Origin of the sequence: Stenomitos frigidus ULC18, assembly GCF_003003795.1 — a bacterium.
Taxonomy (GTDB): Bacteria; Cyanobacteriota; Cyanobacteriia; order Leptolyngbyales; family Leptolyngbyaceae; genus Stenomitos; species Stenomitos frigidus_A.
This window is the reverse complement of sequence record NZ_PVWK01000047.1, coordinates 1-19,548: the sequence shown is the minus strand read 5'-3', so window position 1 is coordinate 19,548 and position 19,548 is coordinate 1. Positions and strand designations below refer to the sequence as shown.

Sequence of the window (19,548 nt, the reverse complement as noted above, 5' to 3'; positions counted from 1 at the left end):
AAAAAGCGAGGCAAAGTTTTACTCACTGCTTTGTTGGAGAACCTACTTGCTTAACTCCCTGGAATCCCTATTGAGCCAATCGCATTACGGAGCGCTAAAGCAAACACCTGAGAACTGGGTGCTGCCAGTCCTAAGCGAATCCCGACAATGCAGCGAGAGTGGCAATCAATCACCGTGGTGAGGTAAGGACGACCAATTTCCTCCCCTTCTTCATCCACCAGCAGCACATCCGCTTTTGTATGATCCGTCTGCCAAACCTGATTACTAGACTTAACCGCAATTTGTTGACCGTCTCGCGTATTCAGAACCAATTCTGAGCTATGCCAACCGGGGCTACGACTGTTACTTGCTTGATACCTTTTCTCCTCAATGGGCTTCAACCATCGTTCTACAGTCCTTGTACTGGGTGGTCTACCATATTTCTCCCAGTACTGAAAGCCCTGTCCTTGGCCCCTGGACTCAATCAACTTGCCACTAGCCCGATCGAGCACTTCACCTTCTAAGCCCTGTGCCTCTAACGCGGTAATCTCAGCCTTCAACTCTTTTTTGGCTAGCTCCTAAGCCTGCACTTTTACCGCTTCAGCCGCCTGTAATCGGGGCATGCGATCGCTCCCCCGATTACCCGCTTTGTAAGTTTTGACGCTGAGGCTATACCAATACTCACTCTTACGCGGTCGTCCCTTGTCCGCTCTATCCTGAGGTTCCAAGACAGCCAGACCGGCACTTTCCTAAGCCTTGATCAACCGTCTGACTGTGCGTTCAGATTTGCCCAGCTTCTTAGCGGCTTCGCTTAACTTCTTGCCGTAAGCCAAGCGATCGCAAGGTTCCCGTAAGCTGCGAATGATTTCTAGCTTGAGTCGTTGTTCACCCGATAGCCTGAGTTCGTCATCCTCTACAAACCGCTGATCGAGGAATGCCATTGGCTTATCTTCGAGGAAGAAACTGGAGTTCTGCTCGCTTAAAGCATTATCAGATGGTTCTTCTGCAAGGTCCTCATCGCCTTCCTGTGTGACAAACAAGTCCTCATCATCCACTGAAATCTCAAACCCTGTTGGATGGGGAGACATAAGCGGTTACTAAATAGTACAAAAATACCATATCAGGCTGCTGAAGAATGGACAAAGATTATGTCGTTCAACTTAAGAAAGGACGTAGAATTCGTCGGAAGGCTTAAGAATGGACATGGAATTTGTCGTTATCGGTTGCTCATACGTTTGAAGCTTCAGAGCGGTTGAAAGTGCTAGTGTAGAAGGAGTCTAGGCGATCAATGAGATTGACAAATGATTTGTCGGAATTGACAAACAATTTGCCGCTCTACAGAAATTCTAGGGCGGCATTGTGGCTGGGTGATGGAACGCACGTGGGGCTGGCTCCATTGGTCACACTGCTTAGCCAAAGACTACGAAGTCTTGCCAGAGACTGCTGAAACCTTTATCTATGTCGCAATGATTCGCCTCATGCTTAGAAGGCTAGCGTAGTCTCCAACTCTTCTGCCTCCTAATACAGGCTGGTAGCTGAATAATTGCCTAGAACCTCCTGCCCCGAGTGAACCAGCTTTTCGGGTCCCTCAATGAGTAGTAAGTAGCGTCCGTGGTTCAGGTGATGACGGTAAATGCTAGCGGTACTGCCTTCCCCCAAGAAGCCAAACAAGCCACCCAGAATGGCAGCACAGCTACCGCTAAGAACCCCTGTTATGAGCACGACCAGCGCTGTGTTCCACCCTGGCATTAAGACTAGCGAAGCAACTAAGCTCAGAATGATGCCTGAGCAAGCAGCCGTAACACCGAAACTACGGGCTTTTTGGAACGCAATGTGTAGCGGTGCCATTAAGCCAACCCGTTCGGGGCTGCTGTAACCTTCACCCACGATCGCTAGATTTTCTGGGGAAATGCCGTGGTAGTGAAGCAAGCGATAGGCCTGGAAGGCGGATGCTTCATCGGGAAGAACCACGATCGCCAAATGAGTCAGGCGGCGCTTGAGCGTCGTTCCACGAAAAAAACGTGCGATGGTCACAAACTTAGTCCGGTGTGAGGGCGGCAGTAATCTCTGCTTGAATTCTAACCTTACTCATTGGGTAGCAGAGTCTAGTTTGAGCAGCAATTTAATCAATTCTTTAGCTACGTCTTTAGCTATGTATCGCTGTTGCCACAGAGCTTAGGACATTGGGATCAAAGGGTGAAGCAGCGTTGCTCTAGCCAGGGGTTTCACCCCTACATCCTGTCGTAACCCATATGGCTATTAGCATAGAACATCGAGCTGCAAACTGTAGCATGATCCAGGTTGCTCGCTTAAACCCTAAAAAATCTGATCATTCAGAGGCTTGCTTCGTTACTCTAGAAGTAGACTGAGCAATTCAATTATTCATAGCAGCTTCACGACCTATGCCTCCTCGCTGGCCCCGTCAACCCGATCGTAATGATCCCGCTTACCGTAAGTTGGACGATCGCATGAACTTTGCGATCCATGTGGCTATTTTTGCAGCTACAAACTCTGGCCTCTGGTTTTTCCGCCTTCTAGGTGAAAAGACGTCTCCACTTGATACGCCTGGAGGGCTGCCCTGGACTCCCTGGATCACGCTCGGCTGGGGCGCCTTTCTAGTGGCCCATGCGGTCTTCATTTTTGCGATCGCCAACTACTCGGAGCCGATCCCCACTATCACCAACGCTGGTACAGGTTTCAAGCCAAAAGTCTCGGCAGGTGCACCTAAAGCAAACAAATAAGGCTCATAGAGATGGCTGGTAAAGGGTTGATCGGTCATTATCGGTTGCACTCTTTACCGTTTAGCCAATTACCAGTCATCTGCAAACGCTTTGATGCCAATCCTACTCAACAGTCATGCTGTTTGATTGTGAGAGTCTGCTTACGGCACATGAGACTACTTATGACAATCAGAGCGCTACTGTTGCTTAATAGCCGCTCATCAAGAAAAATCTGGAGGTTACTGCAATGGCACAAACCAGTTCTACCGAAGCGATCGAAGCGCTTGCTGCTGAGATTGGCGAAAATATCTATATCGATGTGGCAAAGTGGCATCTTTACCTGTCCAATGCCCATCTCCACACGGTGCTAGCAGAGCAACTCTATCCGATGGTTACAGCTAAAGCCATTGTGGAAGAAGATGTGGTTCAGGTGCTACAGAAAATTCCCGTGAAATTGGGTGGTGGAAAACGCGAAGTACCCCTGGCAGACCTACTACCGATGCAATGCCAGGTTAACTTAATTGATCTGCTGGAGGAATTCCAGCGAAAGCTTTAGGAAGTTTTAAGTTTCAAGTTTCAAGTTTTGAGTTGATTTAGAGGCACTCAAAACTTGAAGCCTTTAATGCCTGAAAAGACGTTGCTTCAAACGATCGACCACTTGATTTACCTCCGGTATTTTGAGTTGAGTAGCAATCAGCACAAAAACACCTAGCCCTAAGGCTCCCGCCAGGCAAAGTTGGAAGAGCAAGAGAAGAAGACCATTCTGTCCCAGAATGCTTTGGCTGGCCTGTAGTGTGCCCCAAGCCGTAAAGCCACCGATCACGCTGCCGATCGTCAGCCCTATCAGAGGGGCAAACCACGATCGTAGCGGTAATCCACCCAGGCGACGGTTTAAGATCCACAGCATCGCCACCATCGAAATGGCGTTTACGCTTACCGTTGCTAAGACAAGACCCGGAGCGCCCAGCGGTTTCACCAGGAAGAAATCTAATACGGCGTTGAGAAAAATATTGACGACGCTAATGCGAAAGGGCGTATCGCCATCCTCTAACGCGTAGAACACGCGCACCAGGACGTCTCGTGATAGGTAAAAGAACATACCCGACGCATAAGCAACCAGCACTGAAGCCGTCAGAGATGAATCTTCGACCTTAAAGGCGTACCGTTCGTAGACGACGCGTGATAAGGGAAACGCCAGCGCCATCATGAGCGCACTCACGGGCAGCATGGTAGCAGCGGTGGTTAGCAATCCCTGGCGGATGCGTACCTTCAATTCTGGCCAGCTTTCGGGCGCAGCCAGCTTGGCAAATGTCGGCAGAAGCGGCACCAGAATCGCATTGGAGAGAATGCCTAAGGGAGTAAGCACCAGCAGTCCGGCATAGCCCATTGCAGACACGGCTGCTGCGGCATTTGGAATGAAGGACGCAAAAAACAGATCGGTCCAGACGTTAATTTGCATCATGCCAGACGAAAATGTCGCTGGCACCATGATTTTGATGACTTCCTGCACCTCCGGTTGACGGAAGTTGAAGCGCAGCCGAAAGCCCCCAATCCCTGACTTCCACTGGGCTGGAAGCTGGACTAACCACTGCAACACCGCTCCTGCCAGCGTTGACCATGCCAACACCGCCCCGCCCAAAGCTGCATACTGTGGCAACGCGACTTTATCGCCCAAATAGAGCGCCAGCCCACTCAAACCAATTAACATCGTTACGCTCGAAAACAGCGGGCTGATCGACGGTAGCCAATACTGATCAGCCGCATTCAAAGCCCCAAAGCCAATCCCAATCAGCCCTGCCAGCACTGCCATCGGTGCCATGATGCGAAACTGCTGCACCGCAATCTCTTTAGTTTGCTGTAGCACCTGAAACGTAGCGGCATCGGTGCCTTGCGCTGCTGCTTGTGCCTGGGTGATGTATAGTCCTGGTGCAACCAGATGCACTAAAGGGTCGGCAAAGATAACAAGCCCGATCGTCACGAGCAGCAAAAGGCCAACGACCAACGTTGTAATGCTCTCCATGATGGGCGCGACTTCATTCTGCTTACGCTTTGCCAGGACGCTCACGATCGCGCTGTGGAATGGCCCATTAATACCACCCAACAAGATCAGCAAAAAACCTGGAATGACGTAAGCAAAGTTGTAAGCCCCATAAGCAGGACCCACACCAAACGCAGCCGCGATCGCCTGCTGTCGTACCAGACCAAAAATCTTGCTGATGAAGGTGGCAACCGCCACAATTCCAGCGACTTTTGCCAGAGAACGAGTCGGCTTGTTCGATTCAGTCACGTAAACGATTACAGCGAAACGGCTTCATCTATTTAAGCGCGAATTGGGGAGCGGTTATGAAATTGGGAGTAGGGAGTGGGGAGTAGGGAGTATGGAGTGGGGAGTAGGAAGGCTAAAGGCTAAAGGCTAAACTCTCTTCACACCTCTCACCTCTCACCTCCCTCCTCTCTTTCAACTCAAAACTCATCCCCTCATCCCCTCATCCCTCTCTCCTCAACTAGAACTTGATTGAGTCTGGCTGGTTGAGGCTGGGGGTTTGCCGCTGTTACGGACGTTGATTACTTTGTTGAGTAAATTAAACCAGAAGGGCGCACCCATCGAAATGGCGATCGCGCTGACCAGCCAACCACCTAAGATTTTAAGACTACCTAACCAGGCTCCTTCTGGTTGAGACTGCCACTGCTGCCGCCAATTGGAGGCATTCCAGCCGATCGGCACGTTGGTGATGCTGTTAATGGTGTTATGCAAAGCCATCATTTCATTATTCAGGCAGTCTACCTGGGCCGCTTCGCCCTGCTCGGCTTGCAGACAAACGATCGCGCTAGGATTGCGACTCACTAACTCACTAGCTACTTGACTATAGGCGTCGCGAAGGGTTGAGTCTTGTGCCAGTTGATTGATGATATGTAGCGTATCGGTGTTAGTAATAACAGCAATCAGCAAGCCAATGATGATTGCGACGCCTTTAGCGTTGCGTTTATAGACACCAGCACTACGATCCATCGAGCGATCGAACCAAAGCGCCACTTCTTTTTGCAACTGGTTCGCGCCCTGATCGGGTGTCTCGATCTTTTGTTGTGCTTGCTTCGCTAGCATCGTGAGGCTATCGCGCAGATTAGGCACAAGGTGAGTCAGCGTAGTCTGAAACGAGTCTTGCCCCTGGCTTGAGTCTTTTACGGTCTGGTTCACAACATGTATCAAATCATACCCAGCCTGGAAGCGTTTTTGCAAGGTTTTATCAGGCAGTTGTTCAACGATCGTTTGATAGTCACCCTTTGCTGTTTGAAACGATTCCACCACCCACGCCATATTGTTTAGTTCAGACATGACTTCGACAATACTGGGGTCTACTTGCTTCAATAAACTGGGGATCTCTTGCTCGATCGCGGCTAGTTGCTTGAGGAATACATGGCTTTGAGAATCGTGATCAGGTAGCACCGCTTCAGACGCTAAAAGAAAACGCTTGACCGCACTAGCTATCTGATTAAAGCTATCCGTTAGAGGTGTCTGGCGGTTGCTAAATGCTTGCATAAGGCCATGCACTTCAGCCTGAAACATTTGCAGTTCACGGTCTAGCAATGATTCGTTTGCTGCACCGTGCCTCAAAAAATTAATGATTTCAACAACAGAGTTTATTAACGTTCCATCAACAAATTTCTTCAGCTTCTGTTCACTCAGCGTTTGAGCCACTTCTCCAGTTTTCAATGTTTCTAATAAAGCAACAGAAAATACATCTGAAGGTAGATAAGAGGGGCCGCTCGCTTTCCCTGAAAATATTTTGGCTGTATTTGTCCATTGACTGACTTGCTCAGCGATACGTCCAATTAAGCCCTTCGACTCATGGTCGAGTGAGCGAATCAGCGGATGTTTGTAGAGCTGATTAGCCAGTTCTTTCGAATGAACAATCTGAGAGCGAACGATCTGAATCTCTGCTGCGGTTTGATTGGGTATAGGCTTACTTTCGCCAGCTAAAAGCGTCTCGATCGACTGTTTGAGGTGCTGTGCTCGCCACTGCAAAACCGTGGTCATTAGCTCTTGAAGTTCAGAGGCAAAAAGGCTCAGGGTTAAGTAAATAGAGAATAGCCCAATACCAATATCGAGAATAAAAGGTAAGTTCATGCTTAATGGCTTTCAATAGCGAACTACGGCATAAGCATGCGTACTATACGATATGGATTGGGCTCCTTCTTAAAAATGTCACCAAAATTATTTCAGCTAACCTATGAGCTGAGATCGCGAAGCCAGCAGAGCTTTCAACCCCAATCGCTTGGGAAAGTCGCGATGAGTATTCGCTATGTCTAACGCTAGAACTGGCATTTCTTGCCAGCAATGAGTGCAGAACCAATAAACTTCAGAATGGCGGACATGGCGTAGCAATACTTCACCACAGCAAGGACATGCGCTCATGTAGCACCTCTGATTTGAATGGGTAAAGAACCGTGTGAATCTAAACGTCCGAATCTGAAAAGGCGAACGATACAAAAGTGCAAAGAACTGATCTTCAGGATAAAGGAAGTAAAAAATAGAGACAAGGCGTTTTCTGATGCCAGACCCGAAAGCCTCCTGAGAATTGTGTATTCATCGGTGCCAATGTTTACCAGTGTTAGGCAAGCAGCTAAGGTCGTCTGAGTCTGTCAACGGACTTCACTGTTAAGCGAATGCCAAGGTGGGTTCCCTTAACGATTTATTTTATTTAAACAAACGTAGCTTTTCAGTTTTATTTGTTTACACTATGACTGATTTCTTCATGCAGCAACGCTGCGATCGCCGTCCCTAAAAACGTGTATTGCTCCAGTCGATTGTAAACCTGTGCTGAGATGCGTACTAAGCGGCTAGTAGAAGTCGGGAAAGGAACGATGGGCACCTCAATCTGATACCGCTCTAGCAAGGCATCTTGTAGACCCTGGGGATTACCGTCGGGCAACGAAAGCACTGCCAAGGAGCCAAGCATGGCATCGGGGCAGGGTGGCGTTAGCTTGAGCGTTTCGCAGAGTGCCTGACGAGCCGCGATCGCCAACGCATGATTTCTTGCCATCAGCTCATCCCACCCTCCAGGCAGCAGCGATCCCATCAAACGGATTGCCTCTGGAATGCACAGGTAAGCAGTTGGGTCATCGGTGCCAGTCCAGTCAAACTCCAGCCGAAAGCGACTGCGATCGGTGCGGGGAGAATTGGCACCGTGGCTGATCGTGAGCGGGCGAATGGCTGTTTGGCGATCGCGCTGGACGTATAAAAAAGCTGCCCCTTTCGGACTGCAAACCCATTTATGCAGATTACCTGTGTAATACGTAGCCCCAAGAGCCTGTAGATCCAGGGGCATCATTCCCGGCGCATGAGCACCATCGACCAGCGTCTCAACGCTTCGATGAGTAAGTGCTTGCACCAGTTCAGCTAGCGGAAAAACGAGCCCCGTCTGGCTCACCACATGGTCAATAAGTGCCAGTCGGGTTTTGGCAGAAAGGCAGCCGACAATCGCCTCTACCACCTGTTCTGGCGCATCAATGGGAAACGGTACCTCTGCGACCACAATCGTCAAGCCATACCGGTCTGCCACGTAGTGGAGCGCATTGCGACAGGCATTGTACTCCTGACTCGTCGTGAGCAGTTCATCACCTGGTGCAAATTGAAGCGATCGCAAGACTGTATTAATTGCCGTCGTTGCATTCGGTACAAAGGCCAAATCCTCTGAGTGAGCACCCACAAAGGCCGCTAACTCAGCACGAGCCTGATCCAGAAGCGCTTCCAGATCCCGACCAAAAAACTGGAGCGGCTGTTGCTCCATTCGTGATCGCCAACGCTCTTGCGCCGCCAACACAGGCAAAGGGCAGGCTCCAAATGAACCGTGATTCAAAAATGTGATCGCTGGATCAAGCGACCAATAGCCCAGTAGCTGTTTACTAGAAGGATTCAAGGCTGTCAACTCATCCTTCATCCCTCATCCTTCAGTCAAACTCCCCAGGCAAGATTCGAACTTGCGACCAATCGATTAACAGTCGATCGCTCTACCACTGAGCTACTGAGGAATGCTCTACGTCGCGCATCCCATAGTACCGATAATTTGACTCATTTGACAAGCATTCAGCTAGAGTTTTTTAAAATTTGCCAAAGCGTAACTTTGACAATTGCTGTTGAGCAGCCGGATCTAAGGCGTGAGCAAGGAAACGGCTAGAGGGCTTTTTAGAGTTTTTTTGCTGGCGCTGCACTCGACGTGCGATCGCCTCAACTTCTGCACCCAGCCGCTCGGCTGACAGCCACTCAGCCCCGTAACCCACCACCGTTAGCTGTTGTGCCCGATCAGATGTTGCCACAATCAGCCGTTGCTGAAACTTGCGCATGTCATACCGAAAGTCAGCACATGCTTTCTCAATATAGGTATCTGCCGTTTGCCCAAAATCTGTGTAGTGAACGGATAAATTGGGCGTGATGATTTCGCGGTTACTGCCCGTCTCTCGATATTGCGAGTCAAAAACAATCTGGGTGTCAAACCCTTGAAAGGCGCTGTAGCCTGTCAGTGCCTCTATGAGATGTCGGCGTGCGGGCTCCAGGCCATCGCGATCGCGCACCTCCCGCAAATCAGCCCACAACCCAACGATGTTGTAGCCATCAACTAGGAGTACAGCTTGTGGGGATGGTCGCAGCATAGCTTAAGAGAAAAACGGTAGGGCTGGCATTCGCTTAACCTTTAACTAATTTAATCATCACACATTTCGTTGAGTTCTGTTATGGCTGTTGTCACAAAGCTTAGGACATTGGGATCAAAGGGGGAGTGGGGGCGTGCCCCCAGTCAGGGTTTCTACCCCTGCACCCCGTCCTAACCAGTATGGCTATAGCTATACAAGAACTGATTGAGCGTTGGCCTACCTTAAGAAACAAGCTCTGTCTTGTGGCTGTCAGAGCGCCCTTTGCCGGATGCTTGCGTGACGGGAATCTCAATGTAAAACGTTGCTCCTTGCCCAGGTGCTGATACACAGCTTAGGGTTCCGCCATGTCGTTCAACAATTTGATAGCTGATAGAAAGCCCCAGCCCAGTCCCTTTACCAACAATCTTTGTCGTGAAGAACGGATCAAACAATTTGCGCTGAACCGCCTCTGAAATGCCAGGGCCGTTGTCTCGTATCAAGATTTGGACTCGGTTTGAGTCAAGCACCTGTGTCTGAATGGTGATCACGCCAGCTTTGCGTTCCAATGTTTGCCTTTCAGAGTCGATCCACCCGTCTTGCAACGCATCGATCGCATTCGACAACAGATTCATGAATACCTGATTTAACTGACCCGCAAAACACTCCACAGGCGGCAATGCACCATATTGCTTGATCACTTCAATCCCTGGCTGACTGGACATTGGCTTCAAGCGATGCTGCAGGATCATCAGCGTACTGTCAATGCCTTCGTGAAGATTTACCGGTTTTACTTCAAATTGGTCTAACCGCGAAAAGTTCCGTAACGACAAGACGATTTCACGAATGCGGTCTGTACCCACTTTCATTGATGCTAATAATTTGGGCAAGTCTGCCATGATGAAATCCAGATCAATCGATGTCATCTTTCCCTGCACTGCCGCTGCTGGGGATGGATAGGTTTCTTCGTAGAATTGCAATAAATCGATCAAATCCTGCGTGTAATGATCAACATGGGCAAGATTGCCATAGATGAAGTTGACAGGATTGTTGATTTCATGCGCAACGCCCGCCACTAGCTGTCCCAGGGAAGACATCTTCTCACTTTGCACCAGTTGAAGCTGCATGAGCTGTAGTTGCTGCAGGGTTTGCTCTAGCTGCTGCGTCTTCTGTTGCGTCTGCTTGAGAAGGTCTGCCTGGTAAAGCGCCACACCAAGCTGGGTCGCAATTTGGCTAACAAATTTGATCTCGGCTGCTTGCCAATCCCGTGGACCAGAACATTGATGGATGCATAACAGTCCCCACAGCACATCGCCTTTGAGTAGCGGCACAATCAGATTGGCTCGAATCTGAAACTGAGTCAGGACTGAAACATGGCAGTCTGCTAAACCTGCCGTAAGAATATCTGCTACTGCCTGGATGTGACCCTTCTGATAAAGAGCCGCATACTTTTCTCCAAAGCAGCGGTCATGGATGTGGATGTCTAAAGCAGATGGATAGGGAGGCAGCACTGACTCAGAAACAAATTCGCCGTCGTTAAAGCCGGAGTCAGGGTAGAAAGAGAAGACACCGACACGATCGACATTAAGCAATTGACGCACTTCGGTTGCTGCCAGCTTAAAAATGGTGTCTAGCTCTAGTGAAGACCGGATCTTACTAATGACCTCTGCCAACGCCTGCTGCTGCTCGGTAAGATGTTGCAGTGCAGCCGTGCGCTGCTGAACATGGTGTTCCAGATCCCAGTTTTGACGTTTGAGTTCGTTTTGTGTTTGTTCAAGCAGTCGTTCACTTAATTGCTTGTGCCGTTGAAGCTTGTACACAAGAGACAAAGACAGTAGCAACAGACTGGCGATCGCACTTCCATAAAGCAACGACTGTGGATCAGTACTCATCCAATCAGGGGTAAGCATGAGGCGTATCATCTGTAGGTTCAGCCCAAATAAAGCCACCGACTTATCCCCCAAACCGATCAAACGATGCCCCAGACCTTAGCATTTGCCCATCATTATCAGCCACTGTGAATGTATACAGAGATGCAATAAGCCGCGTATAAAAGGTGTCAGAGAGTCAAGCACCTGTCTCAATTGAACGGACAGCGGCACTTACGCAATGAAATCCATATGGTTGTTAAGAAAAAACAGTGTATGGTTCCCGCTTCGTCGTTCTACAGTGCCAAGCTCCCCAACGTGTGCTTTATCCTGGCGTGCAATAGCGTCATGAATCGCGTGTGTTAGTCGGTAATGTCGGCACAAATCACTGTGTACAGTCGTCCTAATGTGTTCAGCCGTCCCAAATTATTTGTGAACGCGACTCAAGCAGTGACTCAATCATTCAGTAGTGAGCGATCGTCTTTGATCCGACTGCTGATCATGGGCTGATACTAGAAGGCTTCTCACCATCCCAATAGAAACCCTCTATCAGCATTCTATGATGTTCAGAAGCCTCATAAAACCATCCATCGATCGCGGTGCTGATAATAGAAACGAAGCTTTAATCAGCATTTTGCCGTGTTAAAAGCCCCGTAAAATCATTCATCGATTCGGTGTGCCGATGATGGAAGTGTGGAGTAGAATCAAAAATATCAACTAGTCAAGGATTTTGTTGTGGCTAATTCTCATGTTTCTTATCTGCAAACGTTAGCTAAAGATGAGGCGGTTGCCTTTGTGGCATCATTGCAGAAGGTGAAAGAACACTTGAGCCACGAACTCCATTGGGTGAACGAGCAAGTCCAGCAAAAGACGATTCAACTTCAAGGCATTGAAACCTTACTGTCTGAAGCAGCGGGGCTGGGCATAGCACCTTCTTATACCGCTTCCACACCGGGGCTTACAGCAAGTGCCAGTGAAGTCAGCGCCTCCTCCGTTGCAGAAGCTGTATTGTCCAGTGTGAGTCAGGCTACAGCACCACCGCCTGCACCAGCAGAACTGGCTGCTGCAAATGGCAACAATCCAACTGTCAGTGCGGCTGCGCCAACAGGTTCATCGGTTGTTGCTCCAGCAGCAGCATCCGTGCCGAATGCTGCTACGTCAGCACCACCAAAACGGGGGAAACGGCAACAAAGTCAGTCCTCAAAGCCAAAGCAGGACACTAAACTTGCGGCTGCAAAGCCTAGTACTGCTAAGGCAGAAAAGCCAGTCCGATCGACCGCACCCAGCAGTGAGGCAAGTAAAGCGCCTTTATCTGGTTTTCAGAAGTTTTTGCAAACTGGCTTTCAAGACAAATCAATGACTGAGGCCGTTGGTGAAATCTTAAAGAACGCTACAAAACCGTTGAATACAGACGCTATCATGGCTGAGCTATATCACGGCTTGTCCAACGACTCCTATCAACGGGCTAAGAGCTCTCTTAGCAACATCCTCTCGGTTGGTAAGACGAAAGGCAAGTGGAAAAGCCCAGCGAGAGGCATGTATATGGGTAATGCTGTTGCTGCTAAAGCTAAGTGATCGATTAACTGATCGACTAATACGTAGACATCAAAAAGTCAGCTAACTTTCCTCAGCCAAGGTGCCGCTACATCTGACCTGCATTGTGATGACCGCTCCTCCGCTTTAGGCGCGCTGCTATCTGAGACGACTGAAGCAGCTAGCTACCGCTTTGTAGGCGTTGTTCAAAGGCTTCGCGGGTACTTTCTAAGTGACCTAACGCCTGCGAGTAAAGTTCGCTGTGCTCTTGCTTAAGCCAGCCCAAGAGATGCGTCAGCTGTGCGTTGCGTAGTTCCAGATCGGTTTGAAAAATGGCAGCAGTTGCCATCTGCTTGGCATACTCTGTTGGGTGCCCTTGCGCCATAAACGTAGCGGTCAATGTGGCGAGAGCATGTTGGCGTACAAGGTCGGATGTCTGTCCAGGGATCATTGGTAGCACGGCGAAATGGTGGAGAAATTTAAAGTGCTTAAGAAAAGCATTCCCTTGATTCAGAGGGAACCGAATCAAGGGAATGCGTCGAGAATCACCAATGGGAAACACTAGACCGACTGACGTTGTTTCGACAGTAATTGGTAAGCGGCTAGGAAGTCATCCGTAAATATCTGTATTGTGGACTGATCGGTGCAATCTGCTGCTCGATAGCGCTGAACGGCTTCCAGTGCCGCTTGGTTGCTCAGGAGCGCCAGATCTGCCCCATTCCAACCTTCAGTTTGGGCTGCCCAGCTAGTTAGATCTACGGAGACCGAGGGACGATCGTCATTATAAACCTTCAAAATTGCCAGTCGCCTGTGTCGATCTGGGAGATCAACTGTAAGTTGAAGGTCTAAGCCCCAACCGTTTTTCATCACGCTGGGGACGCTGCAGATTCCGCTCGGTGGGGTCTTTATGATTCACTGGATGGGGTCGGGAGTTGGGAGGTAGGAGTCATGATCTTTGCCATGCCACAGCAGAGTCAGGAGCTGGCAGGGGCGATCTCGTGCACTTGGGATCTGCTCTTTACTTACAGCCGGTTTCATTTGAATTAATCACACCCGACACCCAAAGCCTGTCGCTTACTGATCTGAAAACCGCTGTAAATTCAGTCAGCGTGGACGATCATGCACTTCCCAGGTTTACCATGCGCGATCGCACCCAAATGGCAGCAAAATTATTGGTCTAACATCAAGCAATAGCGGTCGGCATGGCTAAAATACTGATACTGATCATATTGGTACTGATCAATTGTCAATAAGCGCCTGACCAGCCCTTGAAGGAAAGGAGTAATGGTTTTTGAGATTCTGCCACTCCGAGCAGTGGTTTTTCAAGCGCTGTTTTTGTTGATTGCGATCGCCCTCGAAGCGTTGGTTCTTTACAGAACGCTGAGTTTGGACTACAAAACCAGCATGCAGTATGCCATCAGCGTCAATCTGCTTTCCACCTTTGTTGGTTGGCTGTGTTTTTTTATTAGCCAGCCCTTGCTACCTGTGACGTGGCGCATGCAGTTGATCAGCTTTATCTTTTTTGAACATTTTAATACCGATCCGTTGCTGCTGAATGTGGCTCCTGTCCTGGTAGTGTTTACGCTGGGTATGTTTCTAGGTACCTTTTTGATTAAGCTAAAGGGCTTAGATTTATTGGAGCTTCTCTTAGAAAAGAACCAGAAGCCAACCAACGCGATCGAAACAAAGCCTGTAAGGTTCCGCGGTCGGCAAGGGCCATTGATTGGGTTTCGGAGCAATAGTAGAGTTTATGCCGTTCTTGTTGCCAATGCTGTTAGTTTTAGCGTGATTCTGCTGCTGCTCTTCCTTCGTTTAATTGAACAGTCTTATATTTCTCATTAGGTCGCTTTAGGTCGCATGGCAGATTTCTTTAACTTTTTAGGACAATTCTTCAGAGCATTGATTCCACCCAGCTTTGACTCCTGGCAAACGGTCTTTTGGGTGGTGTTACTCACTGTTATTATTGCGAATCTAGTCTTTAGACTTGCCGTTGGCAATCTTATTCTTTCCATCCTCAGCATTGACGAAATTTTTAAGGAGTTACGTAAAACTCTGACGCCACCGAAACCAGATTCCTGGCAATCGCTGCTTTGGATTAGCATTTTTTCTTGGGCGATGTCGCTCCTGCCAGAGAGCCTCTTTATTCAAGGTTTTATTGCCACCTGTGCCTGGTTTTTTCTCATTCCGGGCGTTCATTGGTTTCTGCATGAAGAGAAGTTCGAGGTCTTTAAGCTGAAGATTAATGTTAAAAAGGGCTTAACCGTCAATGGCATCTGGCTAGGGCCCTGGATTACAGGCGCATTAGTCTGTCTGCTGCTGTTTTCAGAGTTGCCGGAGAATCGCATCTCCATTGGTTTCATCTGTTGGCCACCGATTTCAGCCATCATTGCCGCCTTACCAAAATTTATTGCGGTTGGGCCTCATTACAAAACCCCTGACCCGGCTGGACGTCAAGAGCTCGTGATTTTATTGCTGACCAACCTTCTTGTGAGCTGTTGGTTTCAGCTCTTTTTTCTGACGCAATCCTGGTTGGTTGATTATCCTAGCCTTCTCACGGAGGATTTAAGCAGAAGTGCGTTTGTGGTTAAGTTTACCGGTAACCGTCCGTCGTCTCGCGGCGCGACGATTTTGGATCAGGCTGAGACGATCGTGAAAGAACAGTTGGATGGACAACCCTGGTCTCAGGCGGAGCGATGGCTGTTTGACTTGAAGCCAAGAATGCAGCAAGTAGAAGCAACTGTTATGAGCCGACTGCCTCTAGTCAAGGAAAATGAGCTGTGGCAATTGGACGGACAGGTCTTGCCAAGGACAGAATATCAGCTTCAACTGATGGCGATCTGGCAAGGCCCATCGGCTGATGGTTCTGGGTATTATTTGATGAAGCCCTGTCAAATCACTCGACTATCTGATCCACGACGATCGCTAGCGCGAACCGTCACTTCGACTCAGATTGCCAGAGTGACATGTGATGCTGTGACGACTCCAAAGGCCGGACAACCAGATGTGGGGATTTGATCATGGTTTGCTTTCATCGTCCACGCTCTAAAACCCATCGGTGCAACCGCTAAAGTTATGAACGCTGCTAGAACATTAGTTATTACGACTAACGTGTTTCGTGAGGTGATGCGCGATCGCGTTCTGTATTTAATTGGCTTATTTGCTCTTTTTCTCATTGCTTGCGTCCGTTTGCTGCCCGAAATTGCGGCAACCACTGACCAGAAGATTTTGCTCGATGTTGGCTTGGCAGCCATGAGCTTGCTTGGCTTAGTGATTGCCGTTTTTGTTGGCACTGGACTAATCAATAAAGAAATTGAAAAACACACAGTGCTGGTGCTAATTGCCAAACCCATCAGCCGCGCCGAGTTGATTGTGGGCAAGCATTTAGGCCTATCGGCAGTGCTGGCAGTATTGGTTGCAGCCATGACCGCCATTTATATGGCCGTCTTAGTCGTCGATCGCGTGGCCTTTCCAGTCGGCAGCATTCTGGTTTCGTCCGTCTATCTGTTTCTTCAGCTTTCGTTGCTGACGGCTGTGGCGATCGCGTTTGGTGTCTTCACCAGCTCACTTTTGGCAACGCTGCTCACATTTGCGGTTTACTTTATGGGCAACTTCAGCCGCGACTTAGTGACGTTGGGTGCCCTCAGTCAAAATCCGGCAGTGGAGAATCTTACCAAAAGCCTTTATCTGATCCTTCCCGACCTGGCACGGCTGGATCTAAAAAACCAGGCAGTCTATGGTCAACTGCCCGGTCTCAACTTGCTCTTAGAAAATGCTGGCTATGGCATTCTCTACATTATCGTGCTGCTGGCGATCGCAACCCTGATCTTCTCGCTACGTGAGTTTTAACGTGCGTTTAGCTAGCCCGCTTGCTCCATGACACATAGGGTAGGCGAGACGCGGTTGCTTTCACCTGCTCGGCTTGAGCAACCAGTTGTCCACAGGCATCCCATGTGCCGCTCAGCATCATTTGACGTACGCCTTCACCAATCACTACAGGTACTGAAATATCGCCGTACTGAACCATTAACGTTTCTAAATTGACGGTAACGGGACCATCGGGGTTGGCAGCGATCGCGGCTTGTAATTGCTTCACGGCTTCGCGATCAGCCGTCACGCAGGGAATACCCATTGCCACACAGTTACCAAAAAAGATTTCGGCAAAACTCTCGCCCACGATAGCCTGGATGCCCCACTTGGCGAGTGCCTGCGGTGCATGCTCTCGCGACGACCCACAGCCAAAATTATTGTTCACTACCAGAATTGTTGCGCCCTGATACTGGGGTTGGTCGAACGGATGTTGCCCATTCGTTTGCTTGCGATCATCAGCAAACACTTCGGCACCCAGCCCATCAAACGTCACGCAACGCAGAAATCGTGCCGGAATAATGCGATCGGTATCGATATCATTACCAACCACAGGAATGCCGCGCCCAGAAACCGCTGTAACTTCACTCACCATAGGACATACCGATACTTAAGACTATCTAGTATAGAACAGATTGATCGCGCACCGTCTGTAGGCTCGTTCCCTGGAACGAGCCTACAGACGGATGCATGGGAAATTATCTTACTGTGCGGGGTCAGGCGAGGAGATGTTATCAGCAGCGGCAAGACTCACGTCATAGCTGATTGAGCCAGAGGCATCGGAAACAACCACCATTTCGTAGAAGCCAGATTCTGTTAGCTTGCCTGACCAGCTTGTTTTGGATGAATCTTCTAATAAAGCGGCGGCTTTGCTGGTGGGTGGATAGATGGAAAGGCGAGTGGCTTGATTCGTCTGTAGTTTAATCTGAATCACCTGATCTTTAGTTAGCTGGGCAATGTATGCCTTACCTTCACCCGCTTTGAGTGTGCCACTGACTTGCTGGTTAAACCGTCCTTCTGGGAATTTGATGGTCTCCAATGCTGCGCCAGTTTTCACCGCATCCAGTCGATCGGACGCGATCGACTGCCAAACTTGACCGATCGGCTGATTCAAAAGGTTCTGTTTGCGTGGTTGATCAGGAAACAGGTGGAAAAAGCGTGCATCAGTCAGATCATTCAGCGCCCGACTGCTGAGGTTAAGCTGGTTGACGGCTGCCTGTCGTGACTGCACATCGGCTTCGGTATAGCTCCCCATGCGCGATCGAGCATCGGCACTGATGGTTTGTAGTCGATCTAACCATTGATTCGCCAGTTTGTCCCATTCAGCTCGCAGACCTGCATCCTCAGCATCCTTGCTGAGTTGCTTTCCGTTGCGATCGGGATAGTTGGCATAAAAGGCGGCATTCACCAACGTAGAGAGAAAGCCTGCGTCAATGCCCAACTCCTCACGACGCTGGTTTAACGCTTGTTTGCGGTTCTGCTCCGCCTGGGAGAACTGTGGCGCTGAGGCAGCGTTGTCGATGTTAGCTGTTTTTGCAGGTTGAGGCTTGGGTTTAGTGGGCTGCCAGTCGTGGGCAATCCACCAGGTGAACCAGGCAGTGCCTGCGGCTAAAAACAAGAGGGCGATCGCGCCCAAACCAGATCCACGTCTAGGACGCTTAGCCGGTGGATAGACAGTTGACGATTGAGTAAATGATCCCACCTGAGCTGGCGCCACTGCCAGGGTGGCTGGATAGGGTGCTGGCGATCGGTAGCCATTGTGCGGTTGTGTTTCATCCTCGTCTGAGGCTGGCAGACTGCCGCCCAACGCTTCCATCACTGCCTGCGCCGACTGATAGCGTTTTGCGGGATCGGGGTCGAGCATCCGATTCAGGACTGCAACTAGCTTTGGGCTCAGCTTTACCTGTCGCTGCCATTGACGACGATTACCGACCAGCAAATCCTGGGGTTCCTTGCCCGTCAGCAGCACCAGCACTGTTGCAGCCAGCGCGTACAAATCACTGTGGGGAAAGACCTCGCCACGATCCATCTGCTCATTTGGCGCGTAGCCGATCTTGCCCAGACGCGTCACGTTAACGGGTACAGCCGCTGGCGATCGACCTAACTGAGAATTCACCTCCGCTGCCGCCTGCTTGACGCCGCCAAAATCAATCAACACTGGCAAGCCATCGGCATTCCGCAGCATCAAATTATCGGGAGACAGATCGCGATGAATAACACCACTGTGATGGATATAGTCCAGCACGGGAAGGAGTTGGCAGAGCAGTTGCGTGACTTCCGGTTCATTGAAGTAGTGCTTTTGAGCCTGGCGCGATCGCAGCAGCGCTTGATAGGTTTCACCATCCACGTAGTCCTGTACCAGAAACAGCCGCCCTTTGCCTTGCCAATCTGCCTGAAACAGCTCTCGAAAGCGTGGAATCTGTGGATGCTGTAGCTTATAAAGAATGCCTGCTTCTCGCCCAAAGAGTTCTTCAGCCTTCTGAAGGGCCTCGGTACCTTGCACTTGCGGCGCAAATTCCTTCAGCACGCACAGCTCATGGAACCGATTGGTATCCTCTGCTAAGTAGGTGCGCCCAAAGCCACCCTGCCCTAACTCTCGCAGCACCCGATACCGCAACCCAACGGTTTGACTCGTCATACCGCCCCCCGGCACGACGACTGGCACAGGCAGCAGTTTCTCACCACACAAGCGACAGAAACGATTTTCTTCAGGATTGTTGTGCCCCTGGCTGCAAAAGAGAGATTTCATCGGGTGTTTAGAAAAAAGATAGAGGGTGAGGGATTTTGAACACAGAGAGGGGCGATCGTGTGGTTGGCTCTACGCAGTCTCCATCATACTCAGCGTAAAAGTGGTCATCCGCAATTTAGTGTAGGAGTGGGCATTAGAGCTGTTGCTTTATAAAAAGCGCTCAAACTCTTTCAAAACCTATTCTTTCTTCTTCCTTTTCTCTCTGGGTTAA

20 protein-coding genes, 1 tRNA gene and 1 pseudogene are annotated in these 19,548 nt (G+C 49.7%); 8 read left to right on the top strand and 14 right to left on the bottom strand.

Annotated elements, in window-relative coordinates:
* Positions 1 to 50: 50 nt before the first annotated feature.
* The 3 genes from C7B82_RS08060 to C7B82_RS08055 are packed head-to-tail and all read right to left on the bottom strand — an operon-like array spanning position 51 to position 1,067.
* The gene (locus C7B82_RS08060) at positions 51 to 539 is read right to left on the bottom strand and encodes a DDE-type integrase/transposase/recombinase (protein WP_106255783.1); all 489 of its coding nucleotides are present in this window, start codon (positions 537 to 539) and stop codon (positions 51 to 53) included.
* An 18-nt stretch (positions 540 to 557) separates the two neighbouring features.
* Positions 558 to 707 (bottom strand): hypothetical protein, encoded by a 150-nt coding sequence (locus C7B82_RS32070; protein WP_181357400.1) that lies wholly within the window; start codon positions 705 to 707, stop codon positions 558 to 560.
* 21 nt (positions 708 to 728) lie between these two features.
* Positions 729 to 1,067: a helix-turn-helix domain-containing protein gene (locus C7B82_RS08055; protein WP_106255782.1), complete on the bottom strand. Its 339-nt coding sequence runs from the start codon at positions 1,065 to 1,067 to the stop codon at positions 729 to 731.
* A gap of 276 nt (positions 1,068 to 1,343) precedes the next feature.
* Here C7B82_RS08055 and C7B82_RS08050 point away from each other — a divergent pair.
* A pseudogene (locus tag C7B82_RS08050) lies at positions 1,344 to 1,478 on the top strand (transposase); the annotation flags it as partial.
* 19 nt (positions 1,479 to 1,497) lie between these two features.
* Here the strand turns inward: C7B82_RS08050 and C7B82_RS08045 are convergent.
* A complete protein-coding gene (locus C7B82_RS08045; RefSeq protein WP_106255781.1) occupies positions 1,498 to 2,013 on the bottom strand; it encodes a hypothetical protein in 516 nt (171 codons plus the stop codon).
* A 368-nt stretch (positions 2,014 to 2,381) separates the two neighbouring features.
* Here C7B82_RS08045 and C7B82_RS08040 point away from each other — a divergent pair, with 368 nt between their 5' ends.
* Positions 2,382 to 2,720 (top strand): 2TM domain-containing protein, encoded by a 339-nt coding sequence (locus tag C7B82_RS08040; RefSeq protein ID WP_106255780.1) that lies wholly within the window; start codon positions 2,382 to 2,384, stop codon positions 2,718 to 2,720.
* Between the two features lie 226 nt (positions 2,721 to 2,946).
* Positions 2,947 to 3,255 (top strand): DUF3181 family protein, encoded by a 309-nt coding sequence (locus C7B82_RS08035; protein WP_106255779.1) that lies wholly within the window; start codon positions 2,947 to 2,949, stop codon positions 3,253 to 3,255.
* A gap of 63 nt (positions 3,256 to 3,318) precedes the next feature.
* On the opposite strand, the gene murJ is transcribed toward C7B82_RS08035, so the two are convergent.
* The 6 genes from murJ to C7B82_RS08000 all read right to left on the bottom strand — a co-directional run bounded on the left by murJ (position 3,319) and on the right by C7B82_RS08000 (position 11,233).
* Positions 3,319 to 4,986, bottom strand: coding sequence for a murein biosynthesis integral membrane protein MurJ (gene murJ / locus C7B82_RS08030; RefSeq protein ID WP_106255778.1), 1,668 nt, complete (start codon positions 4,984 to 4,986; stop codon positions 3,319 to 3,321).
* A gap of 213 nt (positions 4,987 to 5,199) precedes the next feature.
* A complete protein-coding gene (locus C7B82_RS08025) occupies positions 5,200 to 6,825 on the bottom strand; it encodes a hypothetical protein (RefSeq protein WP_106255777.1) in 1,626 nt (541 codons plus the stop codon).
* A gap of 598 nt (positions 6,826 to 7,423) precedes the next feature.
* Entirely contained in the window at positions 7,424 to 8,638 is a 1,215-nt protein-coding gene (locus C7B82_RS08015; protein WP_106255775.1) for an aminotransferase class V-fold PLP-dependent enzyme, read from the bottom strand.
* A 19-nt stretch (positions 8,639 to 8,657) separates the two neighbouring features.
* A tRNA-Asn gene (locus C7B82_RS08010) sits at positions 8,658 to 8,729 on the bottom strand.
* A 69-nt stretch (positions 8,730 to 8,798) separates the two neighbouring features.
* The gene (locus tag C7B82_RS08005) at positions 8,799 to 9,347 is read right to left on the bottom strand and encodes an NYN domain-containing protein (protein ID WP_106255774.1); all 549 of its coding nucleotides are present in this window, start codon (positions 9,345 to 9,347) and stop codon (positions 8,799 to 8,801) included.
* Between the two features lie 221 nt (positions 9,348 to 9,568).
* On the bottom strand, positions 9,569 to 11,233 hold the full coding sequence (locus C7B82_RS08000) for a GAF domain-containing sensor histidine kinase (protein WP_219904151.1): 1,665 nt from the start codon (positions 11,231 to 11,233) through the stop codon (positions 9,569 to 9,571).
* A 330-nt stretch (positions 11,234 to 11,563) separates the two neighbouring features.
* Here C7B82_RS08000 and C7B82_RS32065 point away from each other — a divergent pair, with 330 nt between their 5' ends.
* Both C7B82_RS32065 and C7B82_RS07995 read left to right on the top strand, forming a co-directional pair.
* Entirely contained in the window at positions 11,564 to 11,701 is a 138-nt protein-coding gene (locus tag C7B82_RS32065) for a hypothetical protein (protein WP_181357399.1), read from the top strand.
* Positions 11,702 to 11,926: 225 nt separating this feature from the next.
* A complete protein-coding gene (locus tag C7B82_RS07995) occupies positions 11,927 to 12,766 on the top strand; it encodes a hypothetical protein (RefSeq protein ID WP_106255772.1) in 840 nt (279 codons plus the stop codon).
* A 139-nt stretch (positions 12,767 to 12,905) separates the two neighbouring features.
* Here C7B82_RS07995 and C7B82_RS07990 read toward each other — a convergent pair whose 3' ends face one another.
* Positions 12,906 to 13,184: a hypothetical protein gene (locus C7B82_RS07990; RefSeq protein WP_281258943.1), complete on the bottom strand. Its 279-nt coding sequence runs from the start codon at positions 13,182 to 13,184 to the stop codon at positions 12,906 to 12,908.
* Between the two features lie 101 nt (positions 13,185 to 13,285).
* Complete coding sequence (locus tag C7B82_RS07985) at positions 13,286 to 13,591, bottom strand: hypothetical protein (protein WP_106255771.1); 306 nt, start codon at positions 13,589 to 13,591, stop codon at positions 13,286 to 13,288.
* Positions 13,592 to 14,008: 417 nt separating this feature from the next.
* Here C7B82_RS07985 and fraC point away from each other — a divergent pair, with 417 nt between their 5' ends.
* The 3 genes from fraC to C7B82_RS07965 are packed head-to-tail and all read left to right on the top strand — an operon-like array spanning position 14,009 to position 16,570.
* Positions 14,009 to 14,566, top strand: a complete 558-nt coding sequence (fraC, locus tag C7B82_RS07975; protein WP_106255769.1) for a filament integrity protein FraC — start codon at positions 14,009 to 14,011, stop codon at positions 14,564 to 14,566.
* A gap of 15 nt (positions 14,567 to 14,581) precedes the next feature.
* Positions 14,582 to 15,739: a DUF5357 family protein gene (locus C7B82_RS07970; RefSeq protein WP_106255768.1), complete on the top strand. Its 1,158-nt coding sequence runs from the start codon at positions 14,582 to 14,584 to the stop codon at positions 15,737 to 15,739.
* Between the two features lie 57 nt (positions 15,740 to 15,796).
* Positions 15,797 to 16,570 carry an ABC transporter permease gene (locus C7B82_RS07965; protein WP_106255767.1) on the top strand — a complete coding sequence of 258 codons (774 nt, stop codon included), beginning with the start codon at positions 15,797 to 15,799 and terminating at the stop codon, positions 16,568 to 16,570.
* A gap of 7 nt (positions 16,571 to 16,577) precedes the next feature.
* On the opposite strand, the gene leuD is transcribed toward C7B82_RS07965, so the two are convergent.
* Together leuD and C7B82_RS07955 are read right to left on the bottom strand one after the other, a co-directional pair.
* A complete protein-coding gene (leuD, locus tag C7B82_RS07960; protein WP_106255766.1) occupies positions 16,578 to 17,183 on the bottom strand; it encodes a 3-isopropylmalate dehydratase small subunit in 606 nt (201 codons plus the stop codon).
* 108 nt (positions 17,184 to 17,291) lie between these two features.
* On the bottom strand, positions 17,292 to 19,337 hold the full coding sequence (locus C7B82_RS07955) for a protein kinase domain-containing protein (protein ID WP_106255765.1): 2,046 nt from the start codon (positions 19,335 to 19,337) through the stop codon (positions 17,292 to 17,294).
* Between the last annotated feature and the right edge of the window lie 211 nt (positions 19,338 to 19,548).

Coding starts and splice junctions, on each gene's coding strand:
- C7B82_RS08015 (WP_106255775.1), bottom strand. CDS start 8,638: ATGAAGGATGAGTTGACAGCCTTGAATCCTTCTAGTAAACAGCTACTG.
- C7B82_RS08000 (WP_219904151.1), bottom strand. CDS start 11,233: ATGCTTACCCCTGATTGGATGAGTACTGATCCACAGTCGTTGCTTTAT.
- fraC (WP_106255769.1), top strand. CDS start 14,009: ATGGTTTTTGAGATTCTGCCACTCCGAGCAGTGGTTTTTCAAGCGCTG.
- C7B82_RS08035 (WP_106255779.1), top strand. CDS start 2,947: ATGGCACAAACCAGTTCTACCGAAGCGATCGAAGCGCTTGCTGCTGAG.
- C7B82_RS07965 (WP_106255767.1), top strand. CDS start 15,797: ATGAACGCTGCTAGAACATTAGTTATTACGACTAACGTGTTTCGTGAG.
- C7B82_RS07955 (WP_106255765.1), bottom strand. CDS start 19,337: ATGAAATCTCTCTTTTGCAGCCAGGGGCACAACAATCCTGAAGAAAAT.
- C7B82_RS08025 (WP_106255777.1), bottom strand. CDS start 6,825: ATGAACTTACCTTTTATTCTCGATATTGGTATTGGGCTATTCTCTATT.
- C7B82_RS08055 (WP_106255782.1), bottom strand. CDS start 1,067: ATGTCTCCCCATCCAACAGGGTTTGAGATTTCAGTGGATGATGAGGAC.
- C7B82_RS32065 (WP_181357399.1), top strand. CDS start 11,564: ATGTCGGCACAAATCACTGTGTACAGTCGTCCTAATGTGTTCAGCCGT.
- C7B82_RS08005 (WP_106255774.1), bottom strand. CDS start 9,347: ATGCTGCGACCATCCCCACAAGCTGTACTCCTAGTTGATGGCTACAAC.
- leuD (WP_106255766.1), bottom strand. CDS start 17,183: ATGGTGAGTGAAGTTACAGCGGTTTCTGGGCGCGGCATTCCTGTGGTT.
- C7B82_RS07985 (WP_106255771.1), bottom strand. CDS start 13,591: ATGAAAAACGGTTGGGGCTTAGACCTTCAACTTACAGTTGATCTCCCA.
- C7B82_RS08040 (WP_106255780.1), top strand. CDS start 2,382: ATGCCTCCTCGCTGGCCCCGTCAACCCGATCGTAATGATCCCGCTTAC.
- C7B82_RS07970 (WP_106255768.1), top strand. CDS start 14,582: ATGGCAGATTTCTTTAACTTTTTAGGACAATTCTTCAGAGCATTGATT.